The sequence below is a fragment of the Streptomyces sp. NPDC048349 genome (assembly GCF_040651925.1).
Lineage (GTDB): Bacteria > Actinomycetota > Actinomycetes > Streptomycetales > Streptomycetaceae > Streptomyces.
This window is the reverse complement of sequence record NZ_JBEZLA010000002.1, coordinates 122810-135752: the sequence shown is the minus strand read 5'-3', so window position 1 is coordinate 135752 and position 12943 is coordinate 122810. Positions and strand designations below refer to the sequence as shown.

Annotated in this window: 15 protein-coding genes and 3 tRNA genes; 12 read left to right on the top strand and 6 right to left on the bottom strand. The window is 72.7% G+C overall.

Annotated elements, in window-relative coordinates; translation table 11 throughout:
* Nucleotides 1-27: 27 nt before the first annotated feature.
* Nucleotides 28-516: a YajQ family cyclic di-GMP-binding protein gene (locus AB0D44_RS02395; protein WP_069924001.1), complete on the bottom strand. Its 489-nt coding sequence runs from the start codon at nt 514-516 to the stop codon at nt 28-30.
* A gap of 200 nt (nt 517-716) precedes the next feature.
* Here AB0D44_RS02395 and AB0D44_RS02390 point away from each other — a divergent pair.
* A tRNA-Tyr gene (locus tag AB0D44_RS02390) sits at nt 717-798 on the top strand.
* Between the two features lie 488 nt (nt 799-1286).
* Here AB0D44_RS02390 and AB0D44_RS02385 read toward each other — a convergent pair.
* Together AB0D44_RS02385 and AB0D44_RS02380 are read right to left on the bottom strand one after the other, a co-directional pair.
* Nucleotides 1287-1700 carry a hypothetical protein gene (locus AB0D44_RS02385; RefSeq protein WP_362583124.1) on the bottom strand — a complete coding sequence of 138 codons (414 nt, stop codon included), beginning with the start codon at nt 1698-1700 and terminating at the stop codon, nt 1287-1289.
* A 195-nt stretch (nt 1701-1895) separates the two neighbouring features.
* Nucleotides 1896-2480: a maleylpyruvate isomerase N-terminal domain-containing protein gene (locus AB0D44_RS02380; RefSeq protein ID WP_362583121.1), complete on the bottom strand. Its 585-nt coding sequence runs from the start codon at nt 2478-2480 to the stop codon at nt 1896-1898.
* A 47-nt stretch (nt 2481-2527) separates the two neighbouring features.
* Between AB0D44_RS02380 and AB0D44_RS02375 the strand changes: the two genes are divergently transcribed.
* Entirely contained in the window at nt 2528-2950 is a 423-nt protein-coding gene (locus AB0D44_RS02375; RefSeq protein ID WP_362583118.1) for a DUF3574 domain-containing protein, read from the top strand.
* A 13-nt stretch (nt 2951-2963) separates the two neighbouring features.
* Here the strand turns inward: AB0D44_RS02375 and AB0D44_RS02370 are convergent, their stop codons facing one another.
* Nucleotides 2964-3620 (bottom strand): SDR family oxidoreductase, encoded by a 657-nt coding sequence (locus tag AB0D44_RS02370; protein WP_362583115.1) that lies wholly within the window; start codon nt 3618-3620, stop codon nt 2964-2966.
* Between the two features lie 53 nt (nt 3621-3673).
* Nucleotides 3674-5068 carry an amidohydrolase family protein gene (locus AB0D44_RS02365; RefSeq protein WP_362583112.1) on the bottom strand — a complete coding sequence of 465 codons (1395 nt, stop codon included), beginning with the start codon at nt 5066-5068 and terminating at the stop codon, nt 3674-3676.
* A 371-nt stretch (nt 5069-5439) separates the two neighbouring features.
* Here AB0D44_RS02365 and AB0D44_RS02360 point away from each other — a divergent pair.
* The 10 genes from AB0D44_RS02360 (at nt 5440) to AB0D44_RS02315 (ending at nt 11912) form a co-directional block, all read left to right on the top strand.
* Nucleotides 5440-5512: transfer RNA gene (locus tag AB0D44_RS02360), tRNA-Thr, on the top strand.
* 48 nt (nt 5513-5560) lie between these two features.
* Nucleotides 5561-5633, top strand: a tRNA-Met gene (locus tag AB0D44_RS02355).
* An 88-nt stretch (nt 5634-5721) separates the two neighbouring features.
* Nucleotides 5722-5886 (top strand): 50S ribosomal protein L33, encoded by a 165-nt coding sequence (gene rpmG, locus AB0D44_RS02350; protein ID WP_003956487.1) that lies wholly within the window; start codon nt 5722-5724, stop codon nt 5884-5886.
* A 114-nt stretch (nt 5887-6000) separates the two neighbouring features.
* On the top strand, nt 6001-6453 hold the full coding sequence (locus AB0D44_RS02345; protein WP_215144055.1) for a MaoC family dehydratase N-terminal domain-containing protein: 453 nt from the start codon (nt 6001-6003) through the stop codon (nt 6451-6453).
* 1 nt (nt 6454) lies between these two features.
* A complete protein-coding gene (locus tag AB0D44_RS02340; RefSeq protein WP_362583110.1) occupies nt 6455-6883 on the top strand; it encodes a MaoC family dehydratase in 429 nt (142 codons plus the stop codon).
* Between the two features lie 852 nt (nt 6884-7735).
* Nucleotides 7736-8329: a TetR/AcrR family transcriptional regulator gene (locus tag AB0D44_RS02335; RefSeq protein WP_362583108.1), complete on the top strand. Its 594-nt coding sequence runs from the start codon at nt 7736-7738 to the stop codon at nt 8327-8329.
* A gap of 165 nt (nt 8330-8494) precedes the next feature.
* The gene (locus AB0D44_RS02330; RefSeq protein WP_362583406.1) at nt 8495-9895 is read left to right on the top strand and encodes a DHA2 family efflux MFS transporter permease subunit; all 1401 of its coding nucleotides are present in this window, start codon (nt 8495-8497) and stop codon (nt 9893-9895) included.
* Between the two features lie 62 nt (nt 9896-9957).
* Entirely contained in the window at nt 9958-10356 is a 399-nt protein-coding gene (locus tag AB0D44_RS02325; RefSeq protein WP_362583106.1) for a DUF3291 domain-containing protein, read from the top strand.
* A 67-nt stretch (nt 10357-10423) separates the two neighbouring features.
* Complete coding sequence (locus AB0D44_RS02320) at nt 10424-11479, top strand: UDP-N-acetylmuramate dehydrogenase (protein WP_362583104.1); 1056 nt, start codon at nt 10424-10426, stop codon at nt 11477-11479.
* Between the two features lie 16 nt (nt 11480-11495).
* Nucleotides 11496-11912 carry a hypothetical protein gene (locus tag AB0D44_RS02315; protein ID WP_362583101.1) on the top strand — a complete coding sequence of 139 codons (417 nt, stop codon included), beginning with the start codon at nt 11496-11498 and terminating at the stop codon, nt 11910-11912.
* Here the strand turns inward: AB0D44_RS02315 and AB0D44_RS02310 are convergent.
* Nucleotides 11902-12921 (bottom strand): adenosine deaminase, encoded by a 1020-nt coding sequence (locus tag AB0D44_RS02310; RefSeq protein WP_362583098.1) that lies wholly within the window; start codon nt 12919-12921, stop codon nt 11902-11904. The two genes, AB0D44_RS02315 and AB0D44_RS02310, sit on opposite strands and share 11 nt — an antisense overlap.
* Nucleotides 12922-12943 lie beyond the last annotated feature (22 nt).

The following is a 12943-nucleotide window of genomic DNA, read 5'->3' as shown; positions in this document are numbered from 1 at the left end:
GGCGTGCGGACAGGTCTGGGACCTGGGTCAGCGGTAGTTCACGAACTGGATCGCGAAGTCCAGGTCCTTGCCCTTGAGCAGCGCCTGGACCTCCTGGAGGTCATCGCGGCTCTTGGAGCTGACGCGCAGCTCCTCACCCTGGACCTGGGCCTTGACGCCCTTGGGACCCTCGTCCCGGATGATCTTCGCGACCTTCTTGGCGTTCTCCTGGGAGATGCCCTCCTCGATCGTGGCGAAGATCTTGTACTCCTTGCCGGACAGCTGCGGCTCGCCGGCGTCCAGCGCCTTGAGCGAGATCCCGCGCTTGACCAGCTTGGTCTCGAAGACGTCGAGGACGGCCTTGACGCGCTCCTCGGAGTTCGCCTCCATCAGGATCTTGTCGCCGGACCAGGCGATCGTGGCGCCCGTGCCCTTGAAGTCGTAGCGCTGCGACAGTTCCTTGGCGGCCTGGTTGAGGGCGTTGTCGACCTCCTGCCGCTCGACCTTCGAGACGATGTCGAAACTGGAGTCGGCCATGTGCTGTGGCTCCTTGAAGTCGGTTGTGGTCGCCCCGGAGGGCACGGCGGGACATCCCCGGCCCGCGCGGCAAAGCCTAGCCACCGCACCCACCCGCGGCGCTGATCAATCCGGTGGCGGAGCACCCCCGGTCATCAGGTATCGTTTACGTCGTTGCCACCGAGCACCGCCCCAAAGCGGCCTCACCGGCGACATCCCATGGCGGTGTGCCCGAGTGGCCAATGGGAGCGGACTGTAAATCCGTCGGCTTAGCCTACCCAGGTTCGAATCCTGGCGCCGCCACGCGAAGAAAGCCCTTCTGACTGCGGAAACGCAGCCAGAAGGGCTTTCTCGTTCTTCGCACAGCGACCGAGCGCTGTCTCGCGGTGTCGCCCCACTCGCGCTCTCTACCAGCGCGTCTGGCCGGGGCGCCGACGGGACTCCGGTGCCTGACCTGCCGCTACGGCCCTTCGGGTCGCTTACCGTCCAGGCGCGCCGCAACGGTCTGCGCAGCACCACCGGCACTCAGGTCAGGTGGACACCCGCCGTGTGGCGAGCTTCATGCGGCTGTCCAGCCGACTTGGACGCGTGATCGTGCGGGTCGAGAACCTCGTTCCGCGCCTCCGCCGCGGCGCCGTGAACGCTCCTCTGGACCAGGCCGCCGCGCGTCGTCCGGACTGGCAGGTGACGACACCGCCCGGCGTGGCCCAGCGCTGGCGGGCCACCCCGGGATGCGGTGTCGTTCTTGACGAGGTCACGCAGTCGTCGTTCCAGCCTGGGAAGTTCCTGACTCACAGGCGGGCAGGCGGCGGGAAGTCCGGGGTGCAGGGGCCGGGGTCGCACATGTGGTCCCCGGGTCGGTTGGGCAGGTTGGGCGTCGGGGGCGGGAAGTTCGGGGTGCAGGGGCCGGGGTCGCACATGTGGTCCCCGGGTCGGTTGGGCAGGTTGGGCGTCGGGGGTGAGGGGTCGGCCGTGCCGGTGCTGTGCTCGCTGTGACCGCCCTGATGGCGACCGTGCCCGTTCTGGCCGTTTTTGTTCTGCCCGCCGTTGTCGCCGCCGTGGCTGCCTGCCACGGTGCTCGCAACGCCGGGATGCGGCGACGTCGGGGCGGCGAAGGCGCTGGTGGGCAACAGCGCGCCGGCCGCGGCCAGGGCGGTCGAGACGCCGAACATCGCAAACCGCTGCCTCCGGGATGTGTGTCGCATGGGAACTTCTCCGTCCGGGATGGCGCCGACGCATGTCGACCCTGTGCTGACTGATGTCCCAAGTAGCTCCCGGCCGGGGGGTGGGCGTCATGCCGCGAAGGTTCGGGTCTTGCCACCGGGCGATGGCCGTGGTCGGCGGATCCTCTAAGCGGCGCCGTCGTGACCGCGGCGGACGTGCGGGTCTTTCGTGCGGGCTCAGTGGTTCCCCGTGAGGGCCGCCTGCCAGGACCAGGACGTGCGGCGGGGGCGGTCGGGGAGGGCGAGGCGGCCCGCGGACCAGAGCAGGGCTTCGGTCGGCGGACCCGGCGGGGTGTCCGGAAACAGGCGGGCCAGTACCGGGGCGGCCAGGTCGGACGGCGGCAGCCAGGGGAGGTCCAGGCCCTGGGCGATGTCGTAGGTGTGGAGCAGCAGCTCCGCCACACCCATCGCCGCGAAGCCCCCCGGATCGCAGGGGCCCCAGTGCCAGGCGCGGTCCTCCGGGTCGGCGGCCGAGATCGCCGTGCTGAGCAGGCGGGCGCTCGCCGACACCACCGTCAGCACCTCGGCCGGGGGAGTGCCCGGGCGTACCCGCAGGTCCAGCGGTAGGTAGTTCGACCGTGCGCGGGAGGCCACCTGCGCGGCGTACGCCGTCAGGTCGTGCGCCATGTGGGCCGCGGTCGTCCAACAGGACCATTCGAGGGAACCGGCCGGCACCCCCCAGTCCAAGCCGCCGTGCGGGCCGAGGGCCGCCACCGCCGCGGCTGCCGCCCGTTCGACGTCCGGGCCCGTCATCGACCGCATCGTTGGGGTCTCCTGTTCGTTCACCTTGAGTGAAATGGACATCTGACATGCGGGGGAAAGTAGGCGGCGGGGTGCTCATCGCCCTGCTCGGCGCCGGGATTCCGGCCCTGGTCGGGGCGGCGCTCCACACGGACGTGGGGAAGCCCTACCAGGAGACCCGGCTGTACTTCGGCACCGAGCGGTCCGACGGCCGCAGTCCGGTCGGGGAGCGGGAGTTCATGCGGTTCCTGGAGCGCGAGATCACCCCGGCCTTCCCCGAGGGGCTGACCGTCCACGAGGGGTACGGGCAGTGGCGCGGGCAGGACGGCAAGGCGGTGCGCGAGTCCTCGTACGAGGTGGTGCTGCTGTACCCCGAGAACGAGGCCGCCGAGCGCAGCGGGCGCATCGAGCGGATCCGCCGGGCGTACGAGGGCCAGTACCAGCAGGACTCGGTCGGACGGTCCGACGACAAGGTGTCCGCCGAATTCTGACGCCCGGTCGGTTTCAGTTGCCCGCCACGTCCTTGACCGCCACCGCGACCGGGGTCGAACCGGAGGTCAGCTCCAGGGTCAGCCCCGCCGTCGCCGGGGTCTCGACCAGCTCGGCGAGCACTGCCGCCACGTCGTCGCGCGGGACGGACCCGCGGCCCGTCCGCGCCTCGAGGCGGACCAGGCCCGTCCCCGCGTTGTCGACCAGCGAGCCCGGCCGCAGGACCGTCCACTCGAGGCCCAGCCGGGTGCGGACGTGGTCGTCGGCCTCGCCCTTCGCCCGCAGGTAGGCGTCGAAGACCTCGTCGCCCTCGTGCCGTGCGTCCGCGCCCATCGAAGACACCATCAGGAAGCGCCGTACTCCGGCCCGTTCGGCGGCGTCGGCGAAGAGCACCGCCGCGCCGCGGTCCACGGTGTCCTTGCGCTCGATCCCGCTGCCCGGACCCGCGCCGGCGGCGAACACCGCCACCTCCGCGCCCTGCAGGATGCCCGCCACGTGCTCCACCGTGGCCGACTCCAGATCGCACAGCACCGGTTCGGCGCCCGCCTCCCTCAGGTCGTCGCCCTGCGCCGGGTCGCGGATGATCCCCGCGACCTCGTACCCGCCCGCGGCGAGCAGTCGCTCCAGCCGCAGCGCGATCTGACCGTGTCCACCCGCGATGACGATGCGCATGCCCCGACCGTACGACGAGCCGGGCTGCCGCGCCCGCGAACGCCCGGCGAAGTTCAGGGACCGGGTTCCGTACGGCCCTGGCGGGGCAGGTCCAGGGCCACGGCGACGGCCGAATCGCAGTACTCCCGCACCGCACTCGTACGGGCTACCACCCGCCCCCGGTGGATCACGATCCGGCTGTACGCGAGGGACAGCACGCCAGAGAGCCGGTCACCGCGCACGGCCAGCAGCTCCGCCGGGAAGCCCGCCTCCACCCGGACCTCCGGCAGGCCCATGGCCTCCCGCGCGGCGGCGCTGACCGACTCGTAGGCCTCGCCCGCCCGCAGCCCGCCCTGGGAGGCCAGCAGGTAGGCGGCCTCCAGGGGGTCGCCCCGGCCGACCGGGTTCCCCGCGTCCCGCAGGGCCCCGCTGCCGGCCGTGACCCGCACCCCGGAGGCCCGCAGCAGGCGTACGGGGGCGGTGCGCAGGCCGCGGCGTTCCAGGGCCGCGCAGTCGCCCTGGGGCAGGCAGGTCACGCGTACCCCGGCCGCCGCGAGCTGGTCGGCGGCGCGGGCGGCCACATCCAGCGGGAGCCGGGAGAGGCCGCCGCACGGGCCGATGCTCACGCCGGGGCGCAGCCCGCCGGCCATCGCGGCGAGCCGCGCAAGGCGGCCGGGATCGTCACCGTCCGTGTGCAGGTCCACCGGGCAGCCGTGCTCGGCGGCGAGTTCCAGGACGGCTTCGAGGAAGCCGGTCGGGTCGGGGTCGAGGTCGGGGCAGCCGCCGATCACGGAGGCGCCCATCTTGACCGCGTCCCGCAGCATCGCGAGCCCGTCGGCGCCGGCCACTCCGGTCAGCAGCCGGGGTACGGCCACGGTGGTCAGGTCGGTGAGCCCGCGCAGCGAGCGGCGGGCCTGGAGCACGGCCTCCATGGGGCCGAGTCCGTGCACGTCGCCGATCCGGACGTGGGAGCGCACGGCCGTGGCCCCGTGGCCGAGCTGGAGCAGGGCGGCTTCGGTGGCGCGGCGCTGGACCTCGTCGGGGGTGTACGAGACGGGGCCCTCGCCGTCGGCGGTCAGGGCGGTGTCCCCGTGGGCGTGGGGCTCGGCGGGGGCGGGCAGCAGCAGGTAGCCGCCCAGGTCCACCCGGGACAGGGCGGGGGCAGGGAGGCTGCCCGCAGTGCCGACGGCCTGGATCCGGCCGCCGCTGAGGCGGACGTCGACGGTCCGGCCGTCGGTCAGGCGCGCCCCGGCCAGCAGCAGGGTGGTGGCCTCGCCGGCGGCCGCACGGCCCCGGTCGGGGTGCCGGCCGTGCTCGTGGGCGGGGAGGTGGCTGCGGCCGCGGGAGGGGCCCTGCGCGTGGCCTTGGGAGGGGCTCGGGCAGGAACCGTGCGCGGGTCCGTGTCCTCCGTCCTCGCCGCGGCCGCTGTGCGGGGGGTGGAACGGCTGCTGCGGCTGGCTGTCGGACATCGCGCTCCTGCGGTGGCTCGGGCGGTCCTGGGCCGTGGCCGCGGCCCGCGGCCCAAGATCACGCAGCGTGCTCAGAGCCTAGGGCGCGGCACACCCCGCTTCACGGAAGAGCGCAATAGTCGTACCGGTGTGGTGGCCGCGCGCCGCAGTCCACCAGCGGGCGCGGGCCTGCGCCCCGTGCCCGGACCGAGCGGGCCCAAGTCGCCTCCGCAGGAGGGCGATGGGGTGTGAGGCCGCACACAATCCGTGCCCGAAGTGACCTGCGGGCTCTGCGCGGGCTGATCAAGAAAGGCGTCCGGACCCCCTCGGAGCCCGGTCCCCGCAAAGGATTTGGGCGATCGGCGGGCAACCGTGTAATGTCTTCATCGCTCGCCCCAATAGCTCAGTCGGTAGAGCGTCTCCATGGTAAGGAGAAGGTCTGCGGTTCGATTCCGCATTGGGGCTCTGGTGAGAGAGGTTCCCCACCCTCGGGTGGGGAGCTGATCACATCAAAGCGGCGTAGCTCAGTCGGTAGAGCAAGCGGCTCATAATCGCTGTGTCACCGGTTCAAGTCCGGTCGCCGCTACACACAGTAGCCGATTGCGGGGTCGGTCTCCCGATCGGCTACTCTTTTATGCGTTCATCCGTCCCATAGTCCGTCAAGGAGCACTCACGTGGCTGCCACCGACGTCCGCCCGAAGATCACGCTGGCCTGCGTGGAGTGCAAGGAGCGGAACTACATCACCAAGAAGAACCGGCGTAACAACCCGGACCGTCTTGAGATGAAGAAGCACTGCCCGCGCTGCAACTCGCACACCGCGCACCGCGAGACCCGCTGACCCCAGCGAAGTCTCGAATACAGGCACCGTCATGAGGTCGTCCCCTTCTTTGGGGGGCGGCCTCGTGTCGTTTCCGATCGTCTTTCGTGTCCCTTCATCAGGAGGTAGTGAGTCATGGCTCTCGACCAGTCCTTCGTGGGGCGGAGTTACCCCCCCACCGATCCGTACGAGGTCGGCCGGGAGAAGATCCGCGAATTCGCGGTAGCCGTGGGTGACGCCAATCCCGTCTACACCGACCCCGAAGCCGCCAAGGGGTACGGCTACCCCGACGTGATCGCTCCGCCGACTTTTGTGTTTGCGATCACTTTCGCCGCGGCGGGACAGGTCGTCGAGGACCCGCAGCTGGGGCTGGACTACAGCCGCGTCGTGCACGGCGACCAGAAATTCGCGTACTCGCGCCCGGTGCGTGCCGGTGACCGCCTGTCCGTGACCTCGACCATCGAGGCCGTGAAGTCCCTCGCGGGCAACGACATCATCGACATCCGCGGCGAGGTCCACGACGAGACCGGCGAGCACGTGGTGACGGCGTGGACGAAGCTCGTCTCCCGCGCCCCCGAGGAGGCCTGACATGGCAGCGCAGATCCAGTACGCGGACGTCGAGGTCGGCACGGAGCTGCCGGCGGCGTCCTTCCCCGTGACGCGCGCCACGCTGGTCCGGTACGCCGGCGCCTCGGGCGACTTCAACCCGATCCACTGGAACGAGAAGTTCGCCAAGGAGGTCGGACTGCCGGACGTGATCGCGCACGGCATGTTCACCATGGCCGAGGCGATCCGCGTGGTCACCGACTGGGTCGGCGACCCGGGCGCGGTGGTCGAATACGGGGTCCGCTTCACCAAGCCGGTCGTGGTCCCGAACGACGACCGGGGCGGCCTGATCGAGGTCACCGCCAAGGTCGCGGCCAAGCTGGAGGACAACCGCGTCCGCGTCGACCTGACGGCGACGAGCGCCGGCCAGAAGGTCCTGGGCATGTCCCGCGCGGTGGTCGCACTGGCGTAGGGGCACGCGGGGGCGGAACGAAGGCCTGACGGCACCGCAGCCCGTCCCCGGCTCCCGCCTGGGCCAGTCCCCGCTGCTGCGGGGGCCCGCCCCCGCTGCCGCAGCCCCGTCCCCCCCCTGCCGTCGGGGCCCGTTCCCGCTGCCGTCGGAGCCTGCCCCGCCCCCGCCGGGGCCCCGTCCCCGGCTGCCGCCCGGGCCCGCCCCGCTGCCGCAGCCCGCCCGTCCCGGCTCCCGTCGGGGCCCGTCCCCGGCTGCCGCCCGGGCCCGCCCCGCTGCCGCAGCCCGCCCGTCCCGGCTCCCGCCGGGGCCCGTCCCCGGCTGCCGTCCGGTCCGCCCCCGCTGCCGCCGCAGCCTGTCCCCGCTGCCGGTGGGGGCGCGCCCCCGCCGCCGTAGCCCGCCCCCCGTCCTGTCTCCTGCCGCCGGCCTCAGCTCCCGGCTCCCGGCTCCGGCCCCGGCTGCTGCCGATGCAGGCCTTCCGGCGTCCGCCGCCGGCCCCGGCTGCTGCTCTGCTGCCGGGCTTCCGGCTTCCGGCTTCCCGCTCTCGCCGACCGGCCCAACCTCGCGCCCGGCCTCGGCGCACGGCCCCGCCGCCCGGCCTCGGCGCACGGCCCCGCCGCCCGGCCTCGGCGCACGGCCCCGCCGCCTGCCTCGGCGCCGGCTCCCCAAGCGGGCCCTGGCTGCCGTCGGTTTGCTGGCGATACCCAGCTCCCGGCCCCGGCCCCCGGCTCTCGCCGCTGGCCGACCCGGCCGCCCGCCTGGGCGCCGGCTGCTGCCGGCCCCGGCGGTGGCTGCAGCCGCGCCCGGTTCGGCAAGCCGCTTGCTTAGTTAGTGATTGAGCACTAACTTGGATGCATGGCAAGGATGAGCGCAGAGGAGCGGCGCGAGAGCGTCATTCGGGCGGCCGTGCACGAGTTTGCTCGGGGCGGCTATTACGGGACCTCCACCGAGGCGATCGCCAAGCGGGTGGGTGTCTCGCAGCCGTACCTCTTCCGGCTCTTCCCGAACAAGCCCGCCATCTTCCTCGCCGCCGCGGAGCGCTGTCTGCGCGAGACCCGGGAGGTTTTCGCCCGTGCCGGCGAAGGGCTGCACGGCGAAGAGGCCACGCAGGCCATGGCGAACGCCTACACCCGCCTCATCGCCGAGGACCCCGACAAGCTCCAGATGCAGCTCCAGATGTACGTCACTGTGGCCGCAGCCGAGGCGGCCGGGGACCGCGAGCTCGGCGAGCTCGTCCGGAAGGGCTGGATGGAGCTCTGGGACACGGTCCGCGTGCCGTTCGGCGGGGACGTGAACGAGACCACCACCTTCATGGCGTACGGAATGCTCATCAACACCCTCGCTGCCATGGGGTTCCCGCCCGGGCACCGCGTCTGGGAGGGGCTGTACCTCTCGGCCCACCCGAAGGATCACCCGACGGCCCACCCGAAGGACCACCCGGAGAAGTGAGGGGGCGTGCCGCCCGTTCGGCGGGTCACGCATGCGCCCGCAAGTTAGTCAGCAATAACTAACAATCAGCAGGGGGAGATCGTGCACACGCAAGCCACCGAACCCACCCGACCCACCGAAGCAAGCGACCACACCAAGCTCCGCGGGCCCGCGCTCTGGGCCCTCGTGCTGACCGGCGTCGCCAGTTTCATGGCCGCCCTCGACAACCTCGTCGTCACCACCGCCCTGCCCGCCATCCGCGAGGACCTCGGCGGCCGGCTGGAGGACCTGGAGTGGACGGTGAACGCGTACACGCTCACCTTCGCCGTCCTGCTCATGTTCGGCGCCGCCCTGGGGGACCGGTTCGGGCGCCGCCGGCTGTTCGTCGTCGGTCTCGCGATCTTCACCGGGGCCTCCGCCGCGGCCGCCCTCTCGCCCGGCATCGACGCGCTCATCGCCGCCCGCGCCGTCCAGGGCGTCGGTGCCGCGATCATGATGCCGCTCACCCTGACCCTGCTCACCGCCGCCGTCCCGGCCGCCCGCCGCGGCATGGCCCTCGGCATCTACGGAGCCGTCACCGGCCTCGCCGTCGCCAGCGGCCCGCTCATCGGCGGCAGCCTCACCGAGCACATCTCGTGGCAGTGGATCTTCTGGCTGAACGTTCCGATAGGCCTGGCCCTGATCCCGCTCGCCCGCCTGCGGCTCGCCGAGTCCACCGCCCCCGGGTCCCGCCTCGACCTCCCGGGCACCCTGCTCATCAGCGCAGGCCTCTTCGGCATCGTCTACGCCCTGGTCAACGCCAACGCCGAAGGCTGGACCAGCGCCCCCGTGTTCACCGGCCTGATCGGCGGAACCGCGCTCGTCGGCGGCTTCGTCCACCACGGCATCCGCAGCACGAACCCGATGCTCCCCATGCGGCTCTTCCGCAACCGCGGCTTCCTGGGGATCAACCTCGCCAGCCTGCTGATGTTCCTGGGCATGTTCGGCTCGATCTTCCTGCTCAGCCAGTTCCTCCAGGGCGTCGCCGGGTACTCGCCCACCCAGGCCGGCCTGCGCATGCTCCCCTGGACCGGCATGCCCATGATCGTCGCGCCGATCTCGGGCATCCTCTCCGACCGGATCGGCGGCCGCCCCGTCATAGCCGCCGGGCTCGGGCTCCAGGCCCTGGGCCTCGCCTGGTTCGCGGTGATCCTGAGCGCGGACGTCTCGTACGCCGCCCAGCTCCCGGCGCTGATCCTCAGCGGCATCGGCATGGGCCTGTACTTCGCCCCCGCCTCCAACGTGCTCATGTCCACCGTGTCCCCCGCCGACCAGGGCAAGGCCTCCGGCACCAACAACGCCCTGCGCGAGGTCGGCGGAGCCCTCGGTGTCGCCGTACTGGCCTCGGTCTTCTCCGCCCAGGGCGGCTACCAGTCGCCGCAGGCCTTCACCGACGGCACCGTCCCCGCCCTGTGGATCGGCGCCGCCGCGGTCGCCCTGGCCGCCGCGCTCGCCCTCCTGCTGCCGGGCCGGCCGAAGCCCTCCCGCGCTCCCGCCGCCGACGCGACCGCACCGACCGCGACCGCGAAGGCCCCCGTCGCCGGCTGACCCCGCCCCCCACGCCCCATTCCATCTCCCAGCACCCCACCTCACAGCCGAGGAGTGCCGCCATGCCCGACATCCCCTGGTCGACGCCCACACCCGCCGCCCCCGACGCCGAGGTCTACGTGATGGCCTCCCGCTTCGAGACCGCCACCCTCGCCGGAGCCTTCCGGTTCTTCCTCAAGGCCCCCGGCATCATCGGCCAGATCCGCAAGGCCCCCGGCGCGCACGGCGTCGCGCTCCGGGCCCGCGTCCTCGGCCGCACGTTCCTCACCCTGTCCGCCTGGGAGGACCGTGACGCGCTCTTCCGGTTCGCCCGCAGCGAGCCGCACCGCTCCAGCTCCCGGGCAGCCGCCGCCTTCATGAAGGAGTCCGCCTTCACCTTCTGGACCGTACGGGCATCCGAGCTCCCCATCGGCTGGGCCGAGGCGCAGCGCCGTCTGGCCGAGCAGCAGAACCCCTCCTGAGCCAGGGTCCGTGGCCTCGTCGTGGCCCCGCCGGGACGCGGGGGGCACGGACCGTACTCTTGTCCACGTGCAGGAACTCCACGACGCCCCCCTCGCCCCGCTGACCACCTTCCGCCTCGGCGGCCCCGCCGCCCGCCTGGTCACCGCGACCACCGACGCCGAGGTGGTCGCCGCCGTCCGCGCCGCGGACGAGAGCGGAACCCCGCTCCTCGTCATCGGCGGCGGCAGCAATCTGGTCATCGGCGACCAGGGTTTCGACGGCACCGCCCTGCGCATTGCGACCACCGGCTTCGTCCTAGACGGCACCACCCTGGAGCTCGCGGCCGGGGAGAACTGGAGCGACGCCGTCGCCCGCACCGTCGAGGCCGGGCTCGCCGGCATCGAGTGCCTCGCCGGCATCCCCGGCTCCGCGGGCGCCACACCGATCCAGAACGTGGGTGCGTACGGCCAGGAGGTCTGCGACACCATCACCGAGGTGGTCGCCTACGACCGCACCAGCGGAGAGACGGTCACGCTCAGCGCCGCCGAGTGCGCCTTCCGCTACCGCAACAGCACCTTCAAGGACCAGCCCGAGCGCTACGTCGTCCTGCGCGTGCGCTTCGCCCTGGAGGACGCGGGCGGACTGTCCGCGCCGATCAAGTACCCCGAGACCGCCCGCGCCCTCGGCGTCGAGGCCGGCGACCGGGTCCCGGCCGCCACCGCCCGCGACACCGTGCTGCGCCTGCGCGCCGGCAAGGGCATGGTCCTCGACCCCGCGGACCACGACACCTGGTCGGCCGGCTCCTTCTTCCACAACCCGATCCTGACCGACGAGGCCTACGCCGCATTCCTCGCCCGCGTCCAGGACCGCCTCGGCCCCGACACGGCCCCGCCCGCCTACCCCGCCGGCGACGGCCGTACGAAGACCAGCGCGGCATGGCTGATCGACAAGGCCGGTTTCACCAAGGGCTACGGCACCGGCCCCGCGCGCATCTCCACCAAGCACACGCTGGCCCTCACCAACCGCGGGGAGGCCACCACCGAGGACCTCCTCACCCTGGCACGCGAGGTCGTCGCGGGCGTCCACGCGGCCTTCGGCGTCACCCTGGTCAACGAACCGGTGACGGTCGGCGTCAGCATCTGAGGAGTCCCGGCCGCCCATGCTCTGTCCCCTGCACGGGGCCGGTACGGACCCCACCCGCCTCGTGGGCCGCACGCTCAGCAGAGTCGTCGCGTCCTGGCACATCAGCGACGGCGAGCGCTCCGAGGCCCCCCTGGACGTCTGGCTGATCGACAGCGTCGGCGACTGCATCCGCATCACCACCGGGTCCGACCAGTGCCTCATCGTCGAGTCCGCCGCGCCCCACGAGCCGTACGACCTGGGCGAATGGGGCCGCATCGAGGTCGGCGAGGACCTCGGCGACCACCCCTTCCTGCGGCACGTCGGCGAGACGGTCGCCTCCGTCGCCGAGTTCGCCCTGCCCGAGCAGGGCCGCACCCACCTGGAGATCGGCTTCCAGAACGGTCACCGGGTGCGGGCCGACTGCTACGAGGGGGACCTGCGGCTCACCCGGTGAGCCAGTGGCCGATCCCGGCGAGCAGCTTCTCCTGTACGTCGGCGGGCGCGGCCGAAGCGCGCACCGACTGGCGGGCCAGCTCGGCGAGCTCAGCGTCCGTGAAGGCGTGGTGGCGTCGGGCGATCTCGTACTGGGCGGCCAGCCGGGACCCGAACAGGAGCGGGTCGTCGGCCCCCAGCGCCATCGGCACGCCGGCCTCGAAGAGGGTGCGCAGCGGCACGTCCTCGGGCCGCTCGTAGACGCCCAGGGCGACGTTGGACGCCGGGCAGACCTCGCAGGTGATCTGCCGGTCGGCGAGCCGCTTCAGCAGCCGGGGGTCCTCGGCGGCCCGGACGCCGTGCCCGATGCGGGAGGCGTGCAGATCGTCGAGGCAGTCGCGGACGGAGGACGGGCCGGTGAGTTCGCCGCCGTGCGGGGCGGCGAGCAGGCCGCCCTCGCGGGCGATGGCGAAGGCCCGGTCGAAATCGCGGGCCATCCCGCGGCGCTCGTCGTTGGACAGGCCGAAGCCGACGATGCCGCGGTCGGCGTAGCGGACGGCGAGGCGGGCCAGGGTCCGGGCGTCCAGGGGGTGCTTCATGCGGTTCGCGGCGATGATGACGCGCATCCCGAGGCCGGTGTCGCGGGAGGCGGTGTCCACGGCGTCGAGGATGATCTCGACGGCCGGGATCATCCCGCCGAGGAGGGGCGCGTAGGAGGTGGGATCCACCTGGATCTCCAGCCAGCCGCTGCCGTCCCGTACGTCCTCCTCCGCGGCCTCGCGGACCAGGCGGCGGATGTCGTCGGGCTCGCGCAGGCAGGAGCGGGCGGCGTCGTAGAGCCGCTGGAAGCGGAACCAGCCCCGCTCGTCGGTGGCCCGGAGCTTGGGCGGCTCGTCGGCGGTGAGGGCGTCCGGGAGGCGGACGCCGTACTTGTCGGCGAGCTCCAGGAGGGTCGATGGGCGCATCGAGCCGGTGAAGTGCAGGTGGAGGTGGGCCTTCGGCAGAAGCGTGAGATCGCGTGCGTGCTCCATCAGGTGATCCTGCCGTACCGCT

What these genes read in the sequence shown, in the direction of transcription:
- AB0D44_RS02380 (WP_362583121.1), bottom strand. Translation starts at nt 2,480, where the DNA reads ATGCGGTCGATGACGGGCCCGGACGTCGAACGGGCGGCAGCCGCGGCG.
- AB0D44_RS02345 (WP_215144055.1), top strand. Translation starts at nt 6,001, where the DNA reads ATGGCTCTCGACCAGTCCTTCGTGGGGCGGAGTTACCCCCCCACCGAT.
- AB0D44_RS02325 (WP_362583106.1), top strand. Translation starts at nt 9,958, where the DNA reads ATGCCCGACATCCCCTGGTCGACGCCCACACCCGCCGCCCCCGACGCC.
- AB0D44_RS02365 (WP_362583112.1), bottom strand. Translation starts at nt 5,068, where the DNA reads ATGTCCGACAGCCAGCCGCAGCAGCCGTTCCACCCCCCGCACAGCGGC.
- AB0D44_RS02315 (WP_362583101.1), top strand. Translation starts at nt 11,496, where the DNA reads ATGCTCTGTCCCCTGCACGGGGCCGGTACGGACCCCACCCGCCTCGTG.
- AB0D44_RS02395 (WP_069924001.1), bottom strand. Translation starts at nt 516, where the DNA reads ATGGCCGACTCCAGTTTCGACATCGTCTCGAAGGTCGAGCGGCAGGAG.
- AB0D44_RS02385 (WP_362583124.1), bottom strand. Translation starts at nt 1,700, where the DNA reads ATGCGACACACATCCCGGAGGCAGCGGTTTGCGATGTTCGGCGTCTCG.
- AB0D44_RS02375 (WP_362583118.1), top strand. Translation starts at nt 2,528, where the DNA reads ATGCGGGGGAAAGTAGGCGGCGGGGTGCTCATCGCCCTGCTCGGCGCC.
- AB0D44_RS02370 (WP_362583115.1), bottom strand. Translation starts at nt 3,620, where the DNA reads ATGCGCATCGTCATCGCGGGTGGACACGGTCAGATCGCGCTGCGGCTG.
- AB0D44_RS02340 (WP_362583110.1), top strand. Translation starts at nt 6,455, where the DNA reads ATGGCAGCGCAGATCCAGTACGCGGACGTCGAGGTCGGCACGGAGCTG.
- AB0D44_RS02310 (WP_362583098.1), bottom strand. Translation starts at nt 12,921, where the DNA reads ATGGAGCACGCACGCGATCTCACGCTTCTGCCGAAGGCCCACCTCCAC.
- AB0D44_RS02335 (WP_362583108.1), top strand. Translation starts at nt 7,736, where the DNA reads ATGGCAAGGATGAGCGCAGAGGAGCGGCGCGAGAGCGTCATTCGGGCG.